This window comes from Nocardia vulneris (assembly GCF_001613425.1).
Lineage (GTDB): Bacteria > Actinomycetota > Actinomycetes > Mycobacteriales > Mycobacteriaceae > Nocardia > Nocardia vulneris.
In genome coordinates this window covers 51,296-69,511 of record NZ_BDCI01000023.1, presented here as the reverse complement: position 1 = coordinate 69,511, position 18,216 = coordinate 51,296, and the positions used below count along the sequence as shown (strand labels likewise).

General features: G+C 67.2%; 23 protein-coding genes. 13 read left to right on the top strand and 10 right to left on the bottom strand.

Translation table 11 applies throughout. The features are described 5' to 3' along the window. Nucleotides 1-20: 20 nt before the first annotated feature. The gene (locus tag NVU01S_RS24740; protein WP_063048164.1) at nucleotides 21-335 is read right to left on the bottom strand and encodes a WXG100 family type VII secretion target; all 315 of its coding nucleotides are present in this window, start codon (nucleotides 333-335) and stop codon (nucleotides 21-23) included. 151 nt (nucleotides 336-486) lie between these two features. Here NVU01S_RS24740 and NVU01S_RS24735 point away from each other — a divergent pair, with 151 nt between their 5' ends. From NVU01S_RS24735 to NVU01S_RS24725, 3 genes are all read left to right on the top strand, one after another. After that, nucleotides 487-960, top strand: coding sequence for a MarR family winged helix-turn-helix transcriptional regulator (locus NVU01S_RS24735; protein WP_043676730.1), 474 nt, complete (start codon nucleotides 487-489; stop codon nucleotides 958-960). After that, nucleotides 957-2,207, top strand: coding sequence for an MFS transporter (locus NVU01S_RS24730; protein ID WP_043676728.1), 1,251 nt, complete (start codon nucleotides 957-959; stop codon nucleotides 2,205-2,207). Before NVU01S_RS24735 ends, NVU01S_RS24730 begins: the two co-directional genes overlap by 4 nt. Nucleotides 2,208-2,280: 73 nt before the next feature. Further along, on the top strand, nucleotides 2,281-3,033 hold the full coding sequence (locus tag NVU01S_RS24725) for a DUF427 domain-containing protein (protein ID WP_043676726.1): 753 nt from the start codon (nucleotides 2,281-2,283) through the stop codon (nucleotides 3,031-3,033). Nucleotides 3,034-3,040: 7 nt separating this feature from the next. Here the strand turns inward: NVU01S_RS24725 and NVU01S_RS24720 are convergent, their stop codons facing one another. Next, entirely contained in the window at nucleotides 3,041-3,895 is an 855-nt protein-coding gene (locus NVU01S_RS24720; RefSeq protein WP_043676724.1) for a phosphotransferase family protein, read from the bottom strand. A 136-nt stretch (nucleotides 3,896-4,031) separates the two neighbouring features. After that, the gene (locus NVU01S_RS24715) at nucleotides 4,032-4,952 is read right to left on the bottom strand and encodes an AraC family transcriptional regulator (RefSeq protein ID WP_043676722.1); all 921 of its coding nucleotides are present in this window, start codon (nucleotides 4,950-4,952) and stop codon (nucleotides 4,032-4,034) included. 169 nt (nucleotides 4,953-5,121) lie between these two features. On the opposite strand from NVU01S_RS24715, the gene NVU01S_RS24710 reads away from it, so the two are divergent. Then, nucleotides 5,122-5,532, top strand: a complete 411-nt coding sequence (locus tag NVU01S_RS24710; RefSeq protein ID WP_043676720.1) for a cupin domain-containing protein — start codon at nucleotides 5,122-5,124, stop codon at nucleotides 5,530-5,532. 2 nt (nucleotides 5,533-5,534) lie between these two features. Here NVU01S_RS24710 and NVU01S_RS24705 read toward each other — a convergent pair whose 3' ends face one another. The 4 genes from NVU01S_RS24705 to NVU01S_RS24690 all read right to left on the bottom strand — a co-directional run bounded on the left by NVU01S_RS24705 (nucleotide 5,535) and on the right by NVU01S_RS24690 (nucleotide 9,076). Further along, complete coding sequence (locus NVU01S_RS24705) at nucleotides 5,535-6,479, bottom strand: NAD(P)H-dependent flavin oxidoreductase (RefSeq protein ID WP_043676718.1); 945 nt, start codon at nucleotides 6,477-6,479, stop codon at nucleotides 5,535-5,537. A 140-nt stretch (nucleotides 6,480-6,619) separates the two neighbouring features. Then, the gene (locus NVU01S_RS24700) at nucleotides 6,620-7,429 is read right to left on the bottom strand and encodes an MBL fold metallo-hydrolase (protein WP_043676716.1); all 810 of its coding nucleotides are present in this window, start codon (nucleotides 7,427-7,429) and stop codon (nucleotides 6,620-6,622) included. Between the two features lie 61 nt (nucleotides 7,430-7,490). Next, a complete protein-coding gene (locus NVU01S_RS24695) occupies nucleotides 7,491-7,820 on the bottom strand; it encodes a hypothetical protein (RefSeq protein WP_014981361.1) in 330 nt (109 codons plus the stop codon). Beyond that, nucleotides 7,820-9,076, bottom strand: a complete 1,257-nt coding sequence (locus tag NVU01S_RS24690) for a 3-ketosteroid-9-alpha-monooxygenase, oxygenase component (RefSeq protein WP_373864212.1) — start codon at nucleotides 9,074-9,076, stop codon at nucleotides 7,820-7,822. The genes NVU01S_RS24695 and NVU01S_RS24690 overlap by 1 nt, the downstream gene beginning before the upstream one ends. Nucleotides 9,077-9,273: 197 nt before the next feature. Between NVU01S_RS24690 and hsaA the strand changes: the two genes are divergently transcribed. The 4 genes from hsaA to hsaB are packed head-to-tail and all read left to right on the top strand — an operon-like array spanning nucleotide 9,274 to nucleotide 12,840. Beyond that, nucleotides 9,274-10,437: a 3-hydroxy-9,10-secoandrosta-1,3,5(10)-triene-9,17-dione monooxygenase oxygenase subunit gene (gene hsaA, locus NVU01S_RS24685; RefSeq protein WP_043676712.1), complete on the top strand. Its 1,164-nt coding sequence runs from the start codon at nucleotides 9,274-9,276 to the stop codon at nucleotides 10,435-10,437. Between the two features lie 8 nt (nucleotides 10,438-10,445). Further along, on the top strand, nucleotides 10,446-11,324 hold the full coding sequence (gene hsaD / locus NVU01S_RS24680; RefSeq protein WP_043676709.1) for a 4,5:9,10-diseco-3-hydroxy-5,9,17-trioxoandrosta-1(10),2-diene-4-oate hydrolase: 879 nt from the start codon (nucleotides 10,446-10,448) through the stop codon (nucleotides 11,322-11,324). Then, nucleotides 11,324-12,229, top strand: a complete 906-nt coding sequence (hsaC, locus tag NVU01S_RS24675) for an iron-dependent extradiol dioxygenase HsaC (protein ID WP_043676707.1) — start codon at nucleotides 11,324-11,326, stop codon at nucleotides 12,227-12,229. Before hsaD ends, hsaC begins: the two co-directional genes overlap by 1 nt. Nucleotides 12,230-12,273: 44 nt before the next feature. Then, nucleotides 12,274-12,840: a 3-hydroxy-9,10-secoandrosta-1,3,5(10)-triene-9,17-dione monooxygenase reductase subunit gene (gene hsaB, locus NVU01S_RS24670; protein WP_043676779.1), complete on the top strand. Its 567-nt coding sequence runs from the start codon at nucleotides 12,274-12,276 to the stop codon at nucleotides 12,838-12,840. A 66-nt stretch (nucleotides 12,841-12,906) separates the two neighbouring features. Here hsaB and NVU01S_RS24665 read toward each other — a convergent pair whose 3' ends face one another. Then, nucleotides 12,907-13,632, bottom strand: a complete 726-nt coding sequence (locus NVU01S_RS24665; protein WP_043676705.1) for an SDR family oxidoreductase — start codon at nucleotides 13,630-13,632, stop codon at nucleotides 12,907-12,909. A gap of 91 nt (nucleotides 13,633-13,723) precedes the next feature. Here NVU01S_RS24665 and NVU01S_RS24660 point away from each other — a divergent pair, with 91 nt between their 5' ends. From NVU01S_RS24660 to NVU01S_RS24640, 5 genes are all read left to right on the top strand, one after another. Then, a complete protein-coding gene (locus NVU01S_RS24660) occupies nucleotides 13,724-14,152 on the top strand; it encodes a MarR family winged helix-turn-helix transcriptional regulator (protein WP_052280999.1) in 429 nt (142 codons plus the stop codon). 58 nt (nucleotides 14,153-14,210) lie between these two features. Further along, a complete protein-coding gene (locus NVU01S_RS24655) occupies nucleotides 14,211-14,486 on the top strand; it encodes a type II toxin-antitoxin system Phd/YefM family antitoxin (RefSeq protein ID WP_042256333.1) in 276 nt (91 codons plus the stop codon). Then, entirely contained in the window at nucleotides 14,483-14,887 is a 405-nt protein-coding gene (locus tag NVU01S_RS24650) for a type II toxin-antitoxin system VapC family toxin (protein WP_043676775.1), read from the top strand. The genes NVU01S_RS24655 and NVU01S_RS24650 overlap by 4 nt, the downstream gene beginning before the upstream one ends. Nucleotides 14,888-15,076: 189 nt before the next feature. Further along, nucleotides 15,077-15,784, top strand: coding sequence for an NADPH-dependent F420 reductase (locus NVU01S_RS24645; protein ID WP_043676703.1), 708 nt, complete (start codon nucleotides 15,077-15,079; stop codon nucleotides 15,782-15,784). Nucleotides 15,785-15,832: 48 nt separating this feature from the next. Next, on the top strand, nucleotides 15,833-16,198 hold the full coding sequence (locus NVU01S_RS24640; RefSeq protein ID WP_043676701.1) for a YdeI/OmpD-associated family protein: 366 nt from the start codon (nucleotides 15,833-15,835) through the stop codon (nucleotides 16,196-16,198). A gap of 49 nt (nucleotides 16,199-16,247) precedes the next feature. Here the strand turns inward: NVU01S_RS24640 and dmpG are convergent, their stop codons facing one another. Both dmpG and NVU01S_RS24630 read right to left on the bottom strand, forming a co-directional pair. Then, a complete protein-coding gene (gene dmpG, locus NVU01S_RS24635) occupies nucleotides 16,248-17,285 on the bottom strand; it encodes a 4-hydroxy-2-oxovalerate aldolase (protein WP_042256336.1) in 1,038 nt (345 codons plus the stop codon). Nucleotides 17,286-17,296: 11 nt separating this feature from the next. After that, nucleotides 17,297-18,208 (bottom strand): acetaldehyde dehydrogenase (acetylating), encoded by a 912-nt coding sequence (locus NVU01S_RS24630; protein WP_029898931.1) that lies wholly within the window; start codon nucleotides 18,206-18,208, stop codon nucleotides 17,297-17,299. Between the last annotated feature and the right edge of the window lie 8 nt (nucleotides 18,209-18,216).

The window sequence follows — 18,216 nt, the reverse complement described above, 5'->3', positions numbered from 1 at the left end:
CCCCCTTCGGTTTCTAAGACTCAGGGCAGATCCAGCGAGCTCACCGCCGTGGCGGTGCCGGTGTCGGTGGCTTGACTGCGGTCGACCACCACCCCGAGCAGTTCGGCCATGTCGGCGAGAGCCTCGAACACCGAGAGGGCGGCGCGATGAGTTTCGTCCCAGGCGGCGGCGTAGGCGGTGGCGGCGGTGCCGTGCCAGGTCGTCATCAACCCGTCGACCTCGGCCGAGCCGGACCGCAGGCCTGCGATCAGGTTGGCGGCGGCCTGTTGGACGTAGCGCCCGGCATCGGTCACTTCGTCGGGCACCAGGGCGAACGTAACGGCGGGGTCGGTCACGGTGCGGCTCCTCCCGGGGACACCATGAAAGCTACCGTCGGGAAGCAGCGGACGCATAGCCGCCTCGGCGGGAACCGGCGCCGACCGGGCCTTTCCGGGTCGTGATCAGGTTCACGAGACTTATATAGTTAGCTTATGTAATAATATTCTGGTGCAGCATGCTCAGGAAACCACAGCGGATGACATCGTCGTCGATCTACTCGTGACCGCGGGCAGGCTCACTCGGCTGGCCGGGGTGATCAGCGGCGACGACCTACCGCGAGCCGTATTGCGCGCGCTCGCCGTGCTCGACGAGCACGGCGCGGTGCGGGTGAGCGAGTTCGCCAGGATCGATCGGTGTTCGCAACCGGCGGCAACGACGCTGATCGGGCGGCTGGTCGCGGACGGATTCGCGACCCGGCGCAGAGACCCGGACGATTCCAGGGCGGTCGTCGTCGAACTCACCCCGGCCGGGCGCACTCGGCTCACCCAGGCGCGTCAAGCCTTCGCGACCGCGCTCACCACCCGGCTCGAAGGCTTCGACACCGCGCGGCTCGCGCAACTGGACACCGATCTCAACGAACTGCTGGAGGCCCTGAAAACGGCTACGCGACAGCAACATCCGATATCGAGGGAACACCGATGAGTAGTACTTTGGCATCCACCCGCGGCGCGGGCACGGAACCCACCGAGCCGGCCCGGCAACCGAAAGCCGTTTGGGCCGTTGCCTTCGCGAGCGTGATCGCGTTCATGGGCATCGGGCTGGTCGACCCCATCCTGAAACCGATCGGCGAGCAATTACACGCCTCACCCTCGCAGGTGTCGCTGCTGTTCACCAGCTACATGCTGGTGACGGGCGTGGCCATGCTGATCACCGGCGTGGTGTCGAGCCGGTTCGGCGCGAAGAAGACGCTGCTGGCCGGGCTGGCCATCATCATCGTGTTCGCGGCGCTGGCCGGAATGTCCAGCACTGTCACGCAGATCGTCGGTTTCCGCGCAGGCTGGGGTCTGGGTAACGCCCTGTTCATCGCGACGGCGCTGGCCACCATCGTCGGCGCGGCCAGCGGCGGCGTCGCCCGCGCGATCATCCTCTACGAGGCGGCGCTCGGTATCGGCATCGCCACCGGTCCGCTGCTGGGCGGTGTGCTCGGCGGAATCAGCTGGCGTGGACCATTTTTCGGTGTGTCCGTGCTGATGGCCGTCGCGCTGATCAGCATCGTGACGCTGCTGCCCGAGGGACCGAAGCCGACGCATCACACCTCGATCGCCGCACCGTTCCTGGCGCTTCGGCACCGCGGGTTGCTGACCGTCAGCCTCACCGCGCTGCTCTACAACTTCGGCTTCTTCACCCTGCTCGCGTACACCCCGTTCCCGCTGGACATGGGCACCTATGCGATCGGCTTCATCTTCTGCGGCTGGGGCGTGCTGCTCGCGCTCGCCTCGGTCTTCCTGGCGCCGCGCCTGCAGCGGCGGTTCGGTTCACTGCCGATGATGGGTCTGTCGCTGGGGCTGTTCGCCGCCGATCTCGCGGTGATGGCGGCATTCGCGGAGCACAAGCCGGTGCTGATCGCCGGGACCGTGCTCGCCGGACTGTTCCTCGGGGTGAACAACACCCTGATCACCGAGGCCGTGATGATCTCCGCGCCGGTCGAGCGGTCGACCGCGTCGGCGGCCTACAGCTTCGTGCGCTTCGCCGGTGGCGCGGCCGCGCCCTACCTGGCGGGCAAGCTGGGTGAGCACAGCATCGCGCTGCCGTTCTGGGTCGGCGCCGCCTGTACCGCGGCCGCGGTGCTCGTCCTGCTCGCCGGTCGCGCTGCGCTCGCACACATCGACGAGCACGATCCCGCGCCGCACAGCGTCGACGAAGCCGAGGCGATCACCGTCGGCGACTGAGACTTCCGCTACGCACGGCTGCCTGGATCGGTCCACCGAATTCGGGCAGCCGTGCCGCGTACCCTCGGGTGGTATGGGCAATACGCAGCGCGGCCGGGTGAAGATCGAGACGAGCCAGAAGCGGGTGCGGACATTCCTCGGCGGCCACGTGGTCGCCGATACCGCGCATCCGGTGCTGGTCTGGGAGGGCCCGCACTATCCGACGTATTACCTGCCGGCCGCCGATCTGCACGCGAAACTCGAGCCGACCGGCAAAACCCACCACTCCCCGAGCCGCGGCGACGCGACGGAGTACGACGTGGTGGTGGACGGCACTACGGCGCCGGCGGCCGCGCTGCGCTACCACGATTCGCCGCTACCCGAGCTGAACGAGCTGGTCCGGCTGGAGTGGCACACGATGGACGAATGGTTCGAGGAGGACGAGCCGGTCTACGTCCATCCGCGCGACCCCTACACCAGGGTCGACATCCTCGGCAGTTCCCGGCACGTGCGCGTAGCGATCGACGGCGTCACCGTCGCCGATTCGCATTCGCCCCGCATCCTCTTCGAAACCGGCCTTCCCGCAAGGTATTACCTGCCGATGACCGACGTCCGGATCGATCTGCTGCGCCCCTCGGACACGCACACCAGCTGCCCCTACAAAGGCACCGCGGACTACTGGACCGTCCGTGTCGGCGAGCAGGACTACCAGGACTACGTCTGGGGCTATCGCACGCCACTACCCGAGAGCCAGAAGATCGCCGGTCTGGTCTGCTTCTACAACGAGAAGGTCGACATCTATCTCGACGGCGAACTCCAGGAACGCCCGCGCAGTCCGTTCAGCTGAAACCCGCTCAGCGGTAACCGGTGAGGCCGTCGGCGAGTTCGTCCGCGTCACCGTCGCGGTGGGCGTCCAGGGCTTGTTGCAGGGCGAAAGTTCCTCGGATGATGGCTGTTCGGGCGGCTAGGTCGGCGGCATGCTCGGTCATTTGCATGATCGTCTGGAAGACCTCGTCGCCGTAGCTCGCGGCGATCGCGGCGAAGTCTTCGGCCTGGTCACCGAGGCACACACCGTCCCAATCGACGACGCCGCGGAGCGCCGGGTTATGAGTGTCGTTGTCCCACAGCAGGTTTTCACCGCCCAGGTCACCGTGCACGACGGCATCGGTGCGGTGCGGCAAGGTATCGAGCCCGGCGAGTTCGCGGTCGGCGCGGGCGCGTCCGGCAGCGTTCATCAGCGGATACAGTTCGGCACGGACGTCGGCGGCGAACTGGGTCCAGCGGTCGGCGGGTGCCAGAGGCAATGCCGACTGCTGGTCGGCGCCAGCCGTGCACAATGCGGATAGGAGCGCATGGCACTGCCGCGCAACCGATTCCACGGCACACGCGTCGCTCAGCACAGTCGCCGCCAACGGTTCGCCACCGACCCGCGTCATGACCAGGTACGGCGGGTCGCCGGACACGTCCACCAGCCGCGGCACCGCTATCCCTTGCGCCGCAACCAGCTCCAGCCCCGCGACGGCGCGCAGCGCAGCCGCACGCAGTGGCAGCCGCGCCGCGGCGGCCGCCGTGCGGGCCAGGCAGACCACCCGGTCGGCACCGATCACCAGATAGTGGAACTGCCCTTCGCGCACCGTCAGCTCAGGCAAACGCGCACCAGGCAGCACACGCTCCAGCAACTCCCGATGTCCCTCGATCACCGCGTCCACCCGTCCACTCTTACCGGTGGCGCCCCCATACACCACCGATTTCCCGCACCGTTTCTGTCTTGTCGCACGCGCTTTCGCATGCCAGAGCGGGTGCGGGAAGTCAGGAGCAGTGCGGGAAGTCAGAAAGGGTGCGGGATCAGACCGCGACGAGGGGTGGTTTGTCGTCGGTGCTGCGGTAGCGGCCGGGGGCTAGGCCGTACTCGCGTTTGAAGGCTTTGGCGAAGGCGAATTCTGAGGTGTAGCCGACTTTGCGGGCGACGGTGCCGAGTGCAGCGTTGGTCTCGCGCAGGAGGCGGGCCGCGGTGAGCATGCGCCATCTGGTGACGTAGGCGAGTGGTGGTTCGCCCACTGTGGCGGTGAAACGGCGGGCGAGGGTGGCGCGGGAGACGCCGGCGACGTCGCTCAGATCGGGGACGGTCCACGGGCGGGCGGGTTCTTCGTGGACCGCCCGGAGCGCCGCGGCGACCGCCGGGTCCGCGAAAGCGCCTGCCCAGCCGGTGGTTCGGGCACCGGCCTGCTCCTCGAACCAGGCGCGCAGGACGAACAGGAGCAGCATTTCGAGCAATGCGGGGACCGCGGCGTCGCTCCCCAGGCGCGGCGCGGCGATCTCCGCGGCGAGCAGGTCGACCGCGCCACGCAAGGCCGGGTGCCGGCCGGGACGCGCGGGGAGATGGATGAACTCGGGCAGCTCGTCGAGCAGCGGATGACTTCGCTGCCTGCCGAGTTCGTAGGCGCCACAAAGCAATGCGGTCCGCACGCCGGGACCCTCGACTTCCCGCGGCTCACCAGGGCGCGCGGTTTCGGTGACCGGGCTGTCCAGATGGTCGACCAGATCGTGATCGGCGCCCCGCGGCATGAAGACCACGTCACCGGTCCCGAGCGCCATCGGTTCGGCGCCGGTCGGCGGCACCAGCCAGCACGAACCCTGCAGCACCACATGGAAGCCCGCACCCGGGACAACCGGATAGCGACGCCCCCACGGCGCATGCCGGACGAACATGCCGGAGGTCGGGCTGCCCGTACGGATCGCGGCGATGGTTTCACTGAGCACGTCCACTCGCTCACCATAGCGCTCTCTCGGTGAGTGTTCGAAATATAGATGAGCGCGATAAAGCCATTGATCGTCTCAGGCAGTCGCCATAGACGCCACTCATGGCAACATGATCGCCCTCATTTTCCGCGCACGCAACCGGCGCGTTCGCCCATCATCGGGCATAGTCGGAACGGTGACAGACACCCGACCCGAACTCGCCGCCACACTGGACCTCGCCCCGCACCCGGAGGGCGGCTGGTTTCGCGAAACCTGGCGCAGCGCTGTGGAATTCACGCCCGAAGGCTATGTGGGCAGCCGCGCGAGTGCGACCGCGATCCACTTCCTGCTGTTCCCCGGCGAACAGTCCGCCCCGCATACCGTGCGCTCCGACGAGCTGTGGTTGTGGCATCGCGGCGGGCCGCTGGTGCTGAATATCGGCGGCGAGGAGATCATCCTCGGCCCCGAAGTGGAGCGCGGACAGGTGCTGCAGGCTGTCGTGCCCGGCGGAGTCGTCCAAGCCGCGCGCCCCGCGAGCGACGAATACGTCCTGGTCAGCTGCATCGTCTCGCCCGGCTTCGATTTCGCCGACTTCCACATGGATTGACCTCAGTCGCCGACGTACTCGCGGCGGGTCCGCTCGACCAGTGCCGCGACGCCGAGGATCTCGCCGACCCCGGAGGCGGAATGCCCCGCACTCCAGACGTCGGTCCAGTTCTTCGGCGCGTCGGCGCCGGCGAAATGCGCCGCGAGGTCGAAGGTGCCGGCGCGTAGCGCGGCGACGTCGATGCCGAGCGCCCGCATCGAGCCCGCCAGCATGTTGGTCGGCAGGCCGGTGAAGGCGGAGGTGAGCACTACGTCGTCGAGACCGGAGGCGGCCACCAACTCCTTGTGCGCGGGGTCGGCCATGCTCTCGGCCGTCGCGAGGAACTTGGTGCCCATGTAGGCCAGGTCCGCACCCAGGGTGATCGCGGCGCGCAACGCGACACCGTCGGCCACCCCGCCCGCCAAAACCACCGGCCCGTCGAAGAATTCGCGCACCGCGCGGACGAAGGCGAACGGATTGGCCCAGCCGGTCTGCCCGCCCGCGCCGGCGGTGAGCAGGATCAGTCCGTCGGCCCCGCATTCGAGCGCGCGCACCGCGTGGTGCACCGACGCGACGTCGGCCAGCACCAGCGAGCCGACCTCGTGCAGCGGCCGCACCACCTCGCGCGGCGTGCCGACCGAGGTGATCACGACCTCGGTCGGCTGCTCGCACAGCACCCGCAGGTCCGGCTGCAACCGGGCGTTCCCCGGATGCACGATCAGATTCGCCGCGACGGGCGCCGGACGCGCGCCGTCGGCGGTCAGCGCGGCGTCGATCTCGGTCAGCCACTGCGACAACTGTTCCGGCGTACGGGCATTCACCGTCGGGAACGAGCCGACCACGCCCGCCCGGCAGGCCGCGATCACCAACTCCGGCCCGGAGACCCGGAACATCGGCGCGGCGATCAACGGCACCGTCAGCCGTGCGGTGAGTTCGGCGAACCCCGCGGTCGTCGCGTCATCGGACATGTGCGCCCCTTTCCGGAACAGCCATGCCCGGACATTAAGGGAACCGGCGCGGCGAGCAGAAGCCGCGCGACACCTTTTGGCGGAGTGCCCAGAGGACGACAAGCGAATTCGGCCGATCGCCCTGCCCGAACCGGCAATACTCAGGAGACCGTTTGCAAATCCGCGAGTTGCTGCGCGTCGTGCGCGCAGAACAGCGTGATCTCGTCGCCGTGCTCGGCGCGCAGGCTCCGCAGGCGCTCGAGGTTGTGCACCCGGCGCTCGTGCATGACGTCGGTCGCGCGCTGATAGAACTTCAGGCCCACCGGCGCGGTGCCGTCGTCGAGCAGCTGACCGCGATGCATGAACGCGTCGCCGCAGTGCAGCAGCCAGCGCTCGCCCTGCTGGACCGCGACACCGCTGTGCCCGCGCGTGTGTCCCACCAGCGGAACCAGCACGATGCCGTCGAGCAACGGCGCCGCGCTGAACTCGAACCACGATTCGGCACTGGTCTCATGGGTCTGCCAGTGCGCGCCGTGGGCCCACTGCCGGGGCACATAGCGGCTCTTCTCCAGCCGCGTCGCGCGCGCGGTCGCGGCCGCGAGTTCGTCCGCGAACACGTGCACCGTGGCGTCCGGGAAGTCCGCGAGACCGCCCGCGTGATCGAAATCGAGGTGGGTGACCACGATGTGGCGGACGTCCTCGCGCTGATAGCCGAGCGCGCGAACCTGGTGCAGCGCGGTCTGTTCCAAGCGCAGCGCGGGCCGCAGCATGGCCTGCGTGCCGAACCCGAGACGCTTCGGGTCCGCGATCTCCGCGGTGCCGAAACCGGTGTCCACCAGCACGAGTCCGCTCTCGGTTTCGACGAGCAGGCAGTGCGCGACCAGCTCCGCAGTCAGCAGCCCGCCGCTGCCGAGCAGCGCCCGCCCGCCGAGCGGGCACATCGTCGCGCAATCGAGATGGTGCACCTTCATCGCGGATCTCCCTCGGCCGAGTACGCTCTCGGCCTCAACCTAGCCGAGTGTCCGCCGTCCGCTACTCCGGCACCTCGAGCACGCCCTCGTCCACGGCCCACTTGATGGTCTTCTCCAACTGTGCGCAGGTGTCGGGGCGGCCGGGCTGCGCGCCGTTCTTGCTGAGTTCGGCGAAGACCGGGCAGTGCGTCTGCGGCGGTTCGGTCCACTGCACCGAGGTCTGGTGCGCGCTGCTCTTGCGCACCAGCACCTGGCTCTGGCAGGCCTGGCACCGCAGCGGTGTCAGGCCCTGCTCCAGATAGCGCTGCTTGTCGACCACCGTCTGGGCGCGCACTTCGGCCTGCCGAGCGGGCTGATCGGCGAAGTCGGGTGCTTTCGCCCAGCGGACCATCAGACCCCGGCCTCCGCCTGCTTGCCCTCGGCCTCGTCGGCCTCGCGCTTGCGCCGCAGGTTCTCCGCGACCTCGGCCTCCCACGCCTCGTTCGCCTTGGTGGTGTCCACCTCGAACTCGAAGCGCTGCGTCATCTTCTCGGTGACGTCGGCCGCGTCCACGTAGAACTGGTCGTACCAGCGGCGCAGCTGGTACACCGGGCCGTCTTCCTCGCACAGCAGCGGGTTCTCGACCTTGGACTTGTGCTTCCAGATCTCCACGTCCTGCAGGAAGCCGACGCTGATGCCCTCGGTCATCTTCGCGGCCAGCTTGTCGGCCATCTCGCCCTCGACGCCCTGCGGCTTCTCCAGCGTGATTCCCCACTGCAGGACGAAGGAATCCTGGGTGACCGGGTAGTGGCAGTTGATCAGGACGCTCTTGACCTCGTAACCGCTGTAGATGTTGATCAGCGGATTGATCATGTAGGACGGCCCGAAGTAGGACGCTTCCGATTTGAGCAGGGTGTCGCCGCCGTACTTGGACGCCATCCCGATGTCCGGCCTGCCCTTGGTCTCCAGGAACTGGGTGGCGATATGCCCCTCGAAGACGTTCTTGAAGTAGGTCGGGAAGGCGAAGTGGATGTAGAAGAAGTGCGCCATGTCGACCACGTTGTCGATGATCTCGCGGCAGTTGGCGCCCTCGATCAGCATCGAGTTCCAGGTCCAGTCGGTCCAGCCGCTGTCGAGCTGCTCGGTCGGGTTGCCGTCCGCGTCGGTGTACGGGCCCTCGATGTGCGGGATCGTCACCTCCGGCGGCGGCTGGCTGCCTTCGAAGTCCTGCCAGACGAACAGCTGCCCGTTGCGTTCGAGCGTGGTCCACTTCCGGGTACGTGCGAGCGGTGGCACCCGCCGGCCGTACGGGATCGCGGTGCATTTGCCGTTCGTGCCGGACCAGCGCCAGTCGTGGAACGGGCAGGCGATGTCGTCACCCTTGACCTCGCCCATGCTCAAGTCGCCACCCATGTGCCTGCAGTAGGCGTCGAGCACGCGCAGTTCACCGTTGCTGTCGGCCCAGATCACGAGCTTGGTGCCGAAAACGTTGACCGCGTGCGGCTTCCCGTCGCGGAACGTCTTGGCCAGGCCGAGGCAATGCCATCCCCGTGCATAACGGGTGGGTGCGGTGCCGACATCGAGCTCCCGGGGCTTACCCACCCCGTCGGCTACGCAGACTGCCGACCCCTTGGCCTTCGCACCGCCCCCCTGTGGGGTAACTGCCATCGCGAATCCTCCTCCTTCTGTACTAGAACACGTTACAAAAATGTCGCGTTCCATGCCAGCGATTCCGGTCACTTCCTGCACATGTCCATCAATGCGATGGGATCGGCACCCGTTCTCGACATAAATAGGAACCTGTTCTAGTCTCAGAGGCAAATGACTACCGGTTATCAATCGACCAGGCAGGAGCAGGTCCCGAGATGACGCAAGAAGTGACCGAACGGGTCGACGCGCTGTTGCCGACCCTGCGCGAGCGCGCACAAGAAGCCGAGGACCTGCGGCGCATCCCCGACGAATCCATGAAGGCCCTGCAGGAGACCGGGTTCTTCCGGCTGCTGCAGCCCAAGCAGTGGGGCGGGCACGCGGCCGACCCGGTCGTCTTCTACGACACGGTGCGCAAGATCGCCAGCGCCTGCGGTTCCACCGGCTGGGTGGCCGGCATTGTCGGCGTACACAATTGGCACCTCGCGCTCTTCGCACAGCAGGCCCAGGAGGACGTCTGGGGCGAGGACACCGAGGTGCGGATCTCCTCGTCCTACGCCCCGATGGGCGCGGGCGTGGTGACCGACGGCGGTTACCTCGTCAACGGCGCGTGGGCCTGGTCCTCGGGCTGCGACCACGCCAGCTGGGCGGTGCTCGGCGGACCGGTGATCAAGGACGGCAAGCCGGTCGACTTCGGCAGCTTCCTCATCCCGCGCGACGACTACCGCATCGACGACGTCTGGAACGTGGTCGGCCTGCGCGGCACCGGCTCGAATACCGTTGTGGTGAAAGACATCTTCGTCCCGTCGCACCGGTTCCTCAGCTTCCGCGCGATGAGCGAGATGAAATCGCCCGGCCTGGAACAGAACACGGATCCGGTGTACAAGATGCCGTGGGGCACCATCCATCCCACCACCATCTCCACCCCCATCGTCGGCATGGCCTACGGCGCGTACGAGGCGCACGTCGAGCACCAGGGCAAGCGGGTGCGCGCGGCCTACGCGGGCGAGAAGGCCAAGGACGATCCGTTCGCCAAGGTGCGCATCGCCGAGGCGTCCAGCGATATCGACGCGGCCTGGCGGCAGTTGTCCGGCAACGTGGCCGACGAATACGCGCTGCTCGCCGCCGGTCAGGAAGTACCGTTCGACCTGCGGGTGCGGGCGCGGCGCGATCAGGTGCGCGCCACCGGCCGCTCGATCGCCGCGATCGACAAGCTCTTCGAGAGCTCCGGCGCCACCGCCCTCGCGAACGGCACACCGCTGCAACGCTTCTGGCGGGACGCGCACGCGGGCCGGGTGCACGCCGCGAACGATCCCGAGCGGGCCTACCTGATGTACGGCACACACGAATTCGGACTGCCCGTCACCGACGGCATGGTGTAGGAGCTGCCTTGACTTCCACCGTGGCACTGACCGCCGAATCGACCTCCCGGTACGCCCAGGTGCGTCCGGACCTGAAGCTGCACTACCACGAGGCGGGCGTCGGCAACGGCCCGACGATCGTGCTGCTGCACGGCGGCGGTCCCGGCGCGTCCTCCTGGTCGAACTTCGCCCGCAATATCCCGGTGCTGGCGGAGCACTTTCACGTGATCGCCGTGGATCAGCCCGGCTACGGCCGCTCGGACAAGCCCACCGAGCATCCGCAGTACTTCGTGCACAGCGCCTCGGCGCTGAATGATCTGCTCGACCACCTGGAGATCACCGCACGGGTGCACCTGCTCGGCAATTCACTCGGCGGCGGGGCGGCCGTGCGGTTCGCGCTCGACTATCCCGAGCGCGCCGGAAAACTGGTGCTGATGGGCCCGGGTGGGTTGAGCAACAACCTGTTCGCGCCCGATCCCACCGAGGGCGTGAAGCTGCTCGGCAAGTTCAACTACGAGCCGACCAGGGAGAACCTGGAAGCGTTCCTGCGCATCATGGTCTTCGACCAGTCGCTGATCACCGACGAGTTGATCGAAGAACGGTTCGCCTCGGCCAGCACGCCGGAATCGCTCGCCGCGACCCGCGCGATGGGAAAGTCCTTCGCCAGTGCGGATTTCGAGAAGGGCATGCTCTGGCGCGACGCCTACAAGCTGCGCCAGCCCGTATTGTTGATCTGGGGCCGCGAAGACCGGGTCAACCCGCTCGACGGCGCGCTCATCGCGACCAAGGTGATTCCGCGGGCACAGTTGCATGTGTTCGGCGGGTGTGGACACTGGGCACAGTTGGAGAAGTTCCACGAATTCAACCGACTGGCCATCGATTTCCTGGCCGGTTCCAAGGAGAAGTGATGGGGATTCGATCACTGGCGTATCTGCGCATCGAGGCGACCGACATGGCCGCCTGGCGTGAATACGGACTCAAAGTGCTCGGCATGGTCGAAGGCAAGGGCACCGACCCGGACGCGCTGTATCTGCGCATGGACGAATTCCCGGCCCGGCTGGTGATCTCGCCCGGCGAACACGACCGGTTGCAGATCTCCGGCTGGGAGACCGCCAATGCCGAAGAGCTGCAGGATATCCGGACCCGGCTCGAAGGCGCGGGCGTGCCCTACAAGGAGGGCACCGCCGCCGAACTCGCCGACCGCCGGGTGTACGAGCTGATCCGCTTCGACGACCCCTCCGGGAACACGCTGGAGGCGTTTCACGGTGCGGCACTGGAACATCGGCGCGTGGTCAGCCCGTACGGGCATCGGTTCGTCACCGAGGAGCAGGGGCTCGGTCACGTCGTGCTCAGCACCAAAGACGACAAGGCCGCGCTCGAGTTCTACCGTGACGTGCTCGGCTTCCGGTTGCGTGACTCCATGCGGCTGCCACCGCAGATGGTGGGCCGCCCGGCCGACGGCGAACCCGCCTGGCTGCGGTTCTTCGGCTGCAACCCGCGGCACCATTCGCTCGCGTTCCTGCCCATGCCGACACCGAGCGGCATCGTGCACCTGATGCTCGAGGTGGAGAACGCCGACGACGTCGGCCTGTGCCTGGATCGCGCACTGCGCAAGAAGGTTCGGATGTCGGCGACGCTCGGCAGGCACGTCAACGACAAGATGCTCTCCTTCTACATGAAGACGCCCGGCGGTTTCGACGTCGAATTCGGTTGTGAGGGACTCGAAGTCGACGACCACGACTGGATCGCCCGGGAATCCACCGCGGTGAGCCTGTGGGGCCACGACTTCTCCGTCGGGCAGCGTCCGCAGTGACCGCCGAGAGGACGGCGGACGGCGGGGTAGGTGCGCACGAGGCCATGGCCCACCCCGAGATCGACGGCAGGCAGTTCCGGAATGTGCTCGGGCAGTTCTGCACCGGCATCACGGTGATCACCACCTTCGACGAGGCCGACGCGCCGATCGGTTTCGCCTGCCAATCCTTCGCCGCCCTCTCCCTGGATCCGCCGTTGGTCCTGTTCTGCCCCACCAAGGCGTCACGCTCCTGGGCGGCGATCGAGCGCTCCGGCCGCTTCTGTGTGAACGTCCTGGCCGAAGAGCAGCGAGAAGTGTGCGCCCGCTTCGGTTCCCGCGAACCCGACAAGTTCGCCGGCGCCGCCTGGCACGCCTCCCCGCGCGCCCTGCCCGTCCTCGACGACGCCCTGGCCACCATCGAATGCACGGTGGACCGCGTCGTCGACGGCGGCGACCATTACATCGTCATCGGCCGCGTCCAAGCCCTCTCCGAGTCCACCGACACGGGCCGCCCCCTGCTGTTCTACCGAGGCCAATACACCGCCATCGAACCCGACAAGACCACCCCCGCCCCCTGGCGCGCCGACCTCGAACACTTCCTCACCACCACCACCCTCGACACGTGGTTATGAGGACACGCCGCGGAACCCTGTGCCGGACAAGGTGACACACGGGCAGTCGGAGCCACGGGTGGGGTCTCAGAAGAGTCCCCCACCCGCATGGACTGTTTCGCCGGTGATCCAGCCACCCGCCTGGGACGCCAGGAAGGCGACGACGCGGGCGATATCATCGGGTTCGCCGATACGACCGAGAGGTGTTGCGGCGACGATCTGTTCGGTCAGCTCCGGGCTGCGCGCCGCCGCCAGTGCCTCGGTCTTTATCGCGCCCGGCAGCACGTTGTTGACGGTGACGCCGCGGGCGCCGAGTTCTTTCGCCAAGACCCGGACCAGTTCCTCTGCCGCCGCCTTGCTGGCACTGTAGAGACCGGACCCAGGACGATGCGTCGCCGTCACCCCGGATGAGACGACGATAATCCGGCCGTTGTCCCGCAAACGATTCGCTGCTTCACGCAACGCGACGAACGTGGCCCTGGTGTTGATCGAGAACATCAGCTCGTAGTCGTCGTCGGTCGCCTCGGCGATCGCGGCGAATCTGGCCGTGCCGACGTTGTTGACCAGCACGTCCACGCCGCCGAACCGCTCCTCGGCGCTGTCGAACAAGCTCCGCAGCTGTGCCGGGTCGGCCACGTCCGCCGGTACCGCGAAGCCTCGCCCGCCCGCCCTCTCGATCGTGTCGACCACCTGCGCTGCGGCGGATCGGTTCGTCTGGTAGTTGACGACGACCGACGCGCCCTCCGCACCCAATCGCTCTGCGATGGCCCGCCCGATCCCGCGGGATCCTCCGGTAACGATCGCGACCGGCATAACGCCTCCCCAATTAGTCCATTAGATAGATAGTAGAGATGCTCAACTAAATTGTTGAGGGTGTCAACAGTTGGTTCCCTAAACTTGTCTCGTGACGATCGAAGAGCATGAGCTGTCGGCCGCCTTCTCGGCGCTGAATCGCGAGGTCAACGCGCTATACCACTTGATCGCCCGGCGGTTCGGCTTGACCATGCAGCAGGCCGAACTGCTGTGCCAGCTACACGGCGAGCCACCCTCTTTCGGCGAGCTGGCAAGTGCGCTGGGCTGCGACAAGACCAACGTCACAGGCCTGGTAGACCGGCTGGAGCGGCGAGGCTTCGTGTCTCGGCAAACCGATTCCGCGGATCGCCGGGTAACTCGGGTCATCATCACCGGGCAGGGCCGAACGATGGGCTCCGACATCCGGGACGCTTTCGAACAAGAACTGCGCGCCCGCCTCCCCCGCACCGACCGAGCCCAGCTGGTCGCCCTCCTCCGCGCCTCAGCAACCGCGCTGGCCCACAGCCGCCCCCAAAGCTAGCCCGGGACACGACAAAGCGCGTGTAGCCCCGTGTGCTACAGGGGGCTACACTTGCGCAATGAAGGTGATCACGCAGCGGGAATTTCGGAACAACTCCGCGGCGGTCATGGATGCGGTCGAGGCCGGGGAAACGTTTCGGGTCACTCGCAACGGGGTCGAAATCGCCGAGTTGCGGCCGGTCAACCGCCGACGCCGGCTGACCGCGGAAGAGCTGGTCGAAAAGCATCGCAAGTTACCGCGCCTGAACTACGCGGAGATGCGCAAGGAAGCCGACGAGTTCTTCGGGACCGAGGACCGCATCGGCGATGACGACACGTGGGGAGCGCGCTGGTGAGCGAACGACGCGACAGCGGCATTCTGGATACCTGCACCTACATCGATCTTTACGAGCTCGAACCGGTTTCGCTGCCCAAGGTGCCCGAGCTCACCGCGATCACGCTCGCCGAACTCCACCAAGGCGTGGCGATGGCCAAGGACCCGATCGCACGTGCGGAACGGTCGGAGCGGTTGGGTGTCGCGATCGTCGAGTTCGATCCCCTGCCGTTCGATGACAATGCGGCGACCCGCTACGGCACGCTGGTCGCCCTCGCCCTGGCATCGAAACGCGACCCGCGCCCGCGCAAGATGGATCTGATGATCGCGGCCATCGCGTCGTCGCGCGCGCTGCCGCTGTTCACCCGCAACAGCGCCGACTTTCGCGGGCTGGAAAGCATGGTGGAGATCGTCCCGGTGTAGTCCGATTTCATTGCACGTACAGCCGTGCCCTCAGCGGTACATATGTACCTAAAGCGATTCATGCCACACTCTGCAAACATCAGGCAACTTTTAAGGTACAAATGTACCTAGCGAGGTTCGCGTCCGGGGCGGCGCGCTCGACGGCGGCGATCCGATGACATCGAGTTCCGTGACGAGAAGGAGTGCGGCATGCAGATTGCAGTTCTGGGGACCGGCGAGGGCGGCAGGCTGCATGCCGCGAAATTGGCCGAGCTGGGTTACGAGGTGGTGCTGGGCACCAGGGATCCGGCGGTCACGCTGGCCAGGACCGAGCCGGATCGGATGGGCAATCCGCCGCTCAGCGAATGGTCGGCGGCACACCCCGAGATCCCGGTGCGCACGTTCGGCGAGGCGGCTGCCGCGGCGGACCAGCTGGTGATCAACGGCATCGACGGCGCGAGCGCGGTAGCCGCGCTCAGCGGTATCAGCGAACAACTCGCGGGCAAGGTGCTCATCGATTACGGCGTGCCGTACAACTACACCGAGCACGGCCCGTACCCGTGGCCCACGCCATGGGGCGCGATGCCGAGTTTCACCGTGCTGGACACCGACAGCCTCGGTGAACAGATCCAGCGCGCGTTGCCGAAAACCATGGTGGTCAAGGCTTTCGTCACGCAGGAGCAGGCGACCGTGGTCGATCCAGCGACCGTCAACGGCGGTGACCACACCATGCCGATCTCCGGCAACGACAGCACCGCCAAAGCCGCCGTCACCGACCTGCTGACGTCCTACGGCTGGACCGACATCCTCGATCTCGGCGACCTCGTCGCGGCCCGCGGCCAGGAGATGTACGCCCACCTGCACTCCGCCCTCGGCTTCGCGCTCGGCGGCCACTTCGGCATCAAAGTCGTGCGCTGAGTTCTTAAGTGCTCATTCGGTGCGCACTTATGCGCGGAAGATGAAGGCATGACCGGCACCGAGATCATCACCTGCACCGACCTCGCGCAGTGGGAGCACTGGCTCAGCGCGAATCACGATGCGGCACAGGATGTATGGCTGAAGATCGCCAAGAAGGGCGCGGCGGACTCGACGATCACGATTACCGAGGCCCTCGACGGGGCACTGTGTTTCGGGTGGATCGACAGTCATCGGCGAAAGTTGGATGCGGAGTACTACCTGCAGCGGTATTCACCGCGGCGCGCCAAGAGCCCGTGGTCGCGGATCAATGTCGGCAAGGCGGACGTGCTGATCGCCGCCGGGCGGATGCGAGCGGCAGGTTTCGCCGCGATCGCGGCCGCACAGGCGGACGGGCGCTGGGCAGCCGCGGCATAACCAGGGCCGCGGCCGGTGACTCGCACCGACCACGGCCCGGACGCCTCGATCAGACGGCGACCGCCGCCTGCTCCCGCTGCAACTCGAGCGCGATGTCGATCAGCTGATCTTCTTGCCCGCCAACCAGTTTCCGCTTTCCGGCGCGCACGAGCATTTCCGCGGCGGAGACACCATAACGCTCGGCCTGCCGCTCGGCATGCTTGAGGAAGCTGGAGTAGACGCCCGCGTAGCCCATCATCAACGAGGAGCGGTCGAGCAGGCATTCCTGCGGCATGGCCGGCCGGACCACGTCCTCGGCGGCGTCGGCGATCGCGAAGAAGTCGATGCCGGTGCTGATGGCGAGCTTGTCGCACACCCCGACCAGTGCTTCGACCGGAGTGTTGCCCGCGCCCGCGCCGAAGCGCCGCGCACTGCCGTCGATCTGCGTGGCGCCCGCGCGGATCGCGTAGATGGAGTTGGCGACGGCGAGGTCGAGATTCTCGTGACCGTGGAAGCCCACCTGCGCGTCGTCGCCGAGTTCGGCGACCAGCGCGGCCACCCGGTCGGTGACCTGGTCCAAGACCAGCGCACCCGCCGAGTCTACGACGTAGACACACTGGCACCCCGCGTCCGCCATGATGCGTGCCTGCTTGGCCAGCACCTCCGGCGGCTGCGAGTGCGACATCATCAAGAACCCGACGGTCTCCAGGCCGAGCTCGCGCGCCAGCCCGAAATGCTGGATGGAGACGTCGGCCTCGGTGCAGTGGGTGGCGATCCGGCAGATCGAGGCGCCGTTGTCCTGGGAGATCTTGATGTCTTCCTTGACCCCGACACCGGGCAGCATCAGCACCGCGATCTTGGCCTGCTTCGCCGTCTCGGCGGCGATCGTGATCAGTTCCTGCTCCGGCGTTTTGGAGAAGCCGTAGTTGAACGACGAGCCACCGAGGCCGTCGCCGTGGGTCACCTCGATGACCGGCACGCCGGCGCCGTCCAGGGCGGCGACGATATCGCGCACCTCGGTGGCGGTGAACTGGTGCCGCTTGTGATGGGATCCGTCGCGCAGCGAGGTGTCGGTGACGCGGATGTCGAGTTCTGCTGAGTAGCCCATGTTTTCGCTCCTTACACCCGGGCCGCGCGGACTTGACCGGCGAGTACCTCGCCGACCCTGGTCGCGGCGGCGGTCATGATGTCGAGGTTGCCCGCGTACGGGGGCAGGAAGTCGCCCGCGCCTTCGACCTCGACGAATACCGAAACCTTCGCCATCCCACCGGAAACCACCGACGGCGGATCGAACTGCGGGTCGTTGAGCAGCCGGTACCCGGGCACGTACTGCTGGATGTCGGCGACCATGCGCTGGATCGACTCGGTGATCGCATCGGTGTCGGCATCCTCTGGGATGGCGCAGAAGATGGTGTCGCGCATGATCATCGGCGGCTCCGCCGGATTCAAGATGATGATCGCCTTGCCGCGCTGCGCACCGCCGATGGTCTCGACCCCGCGACTGGTGGTCTTGGTGAACTCGTCGATATTGGCCCGGGTGCCGGGGCCCGCGGACACCGAGGACACGGACGCGACGATCTCGGCGTAGGGCACCGGCACCACCCGGGAGACGGCCGCGACGATCGGAATGGTGGCCTGGCCACCACAGGTGATCATGTTGACGTTCGGTGCGTCCAGATTCGCGCCGAGGTTCACCGGCGGCACCACCGCAGGACCGACGGCGGCCGGGGTGAGGTCGACCGCGCGGATACCCGCCTCGGCGTAGCGCGGGGCGGCGGCGCGATGCACGTACGCGGAGGTGGCCTCGAAGATCAGCTCGGGCAGTTCGGACTGCCCGAGCAGCCAGTCCACGCCTTCGGCCGAGGTTTCCAGGCCGAGCCCCCTGGCCCGCTTCAAACCCTCACTGTCCGGGTCGATCCCGATCATCCACCGCGGCTCGATGGTGGTCGAGCGCAGCAGTTTGTAGAGCAGATCGGTACTGATGTTGCCGGACCCGACGATCGCGGCGGTGACGGTCCCAGTCTCGGACACCACAGGCC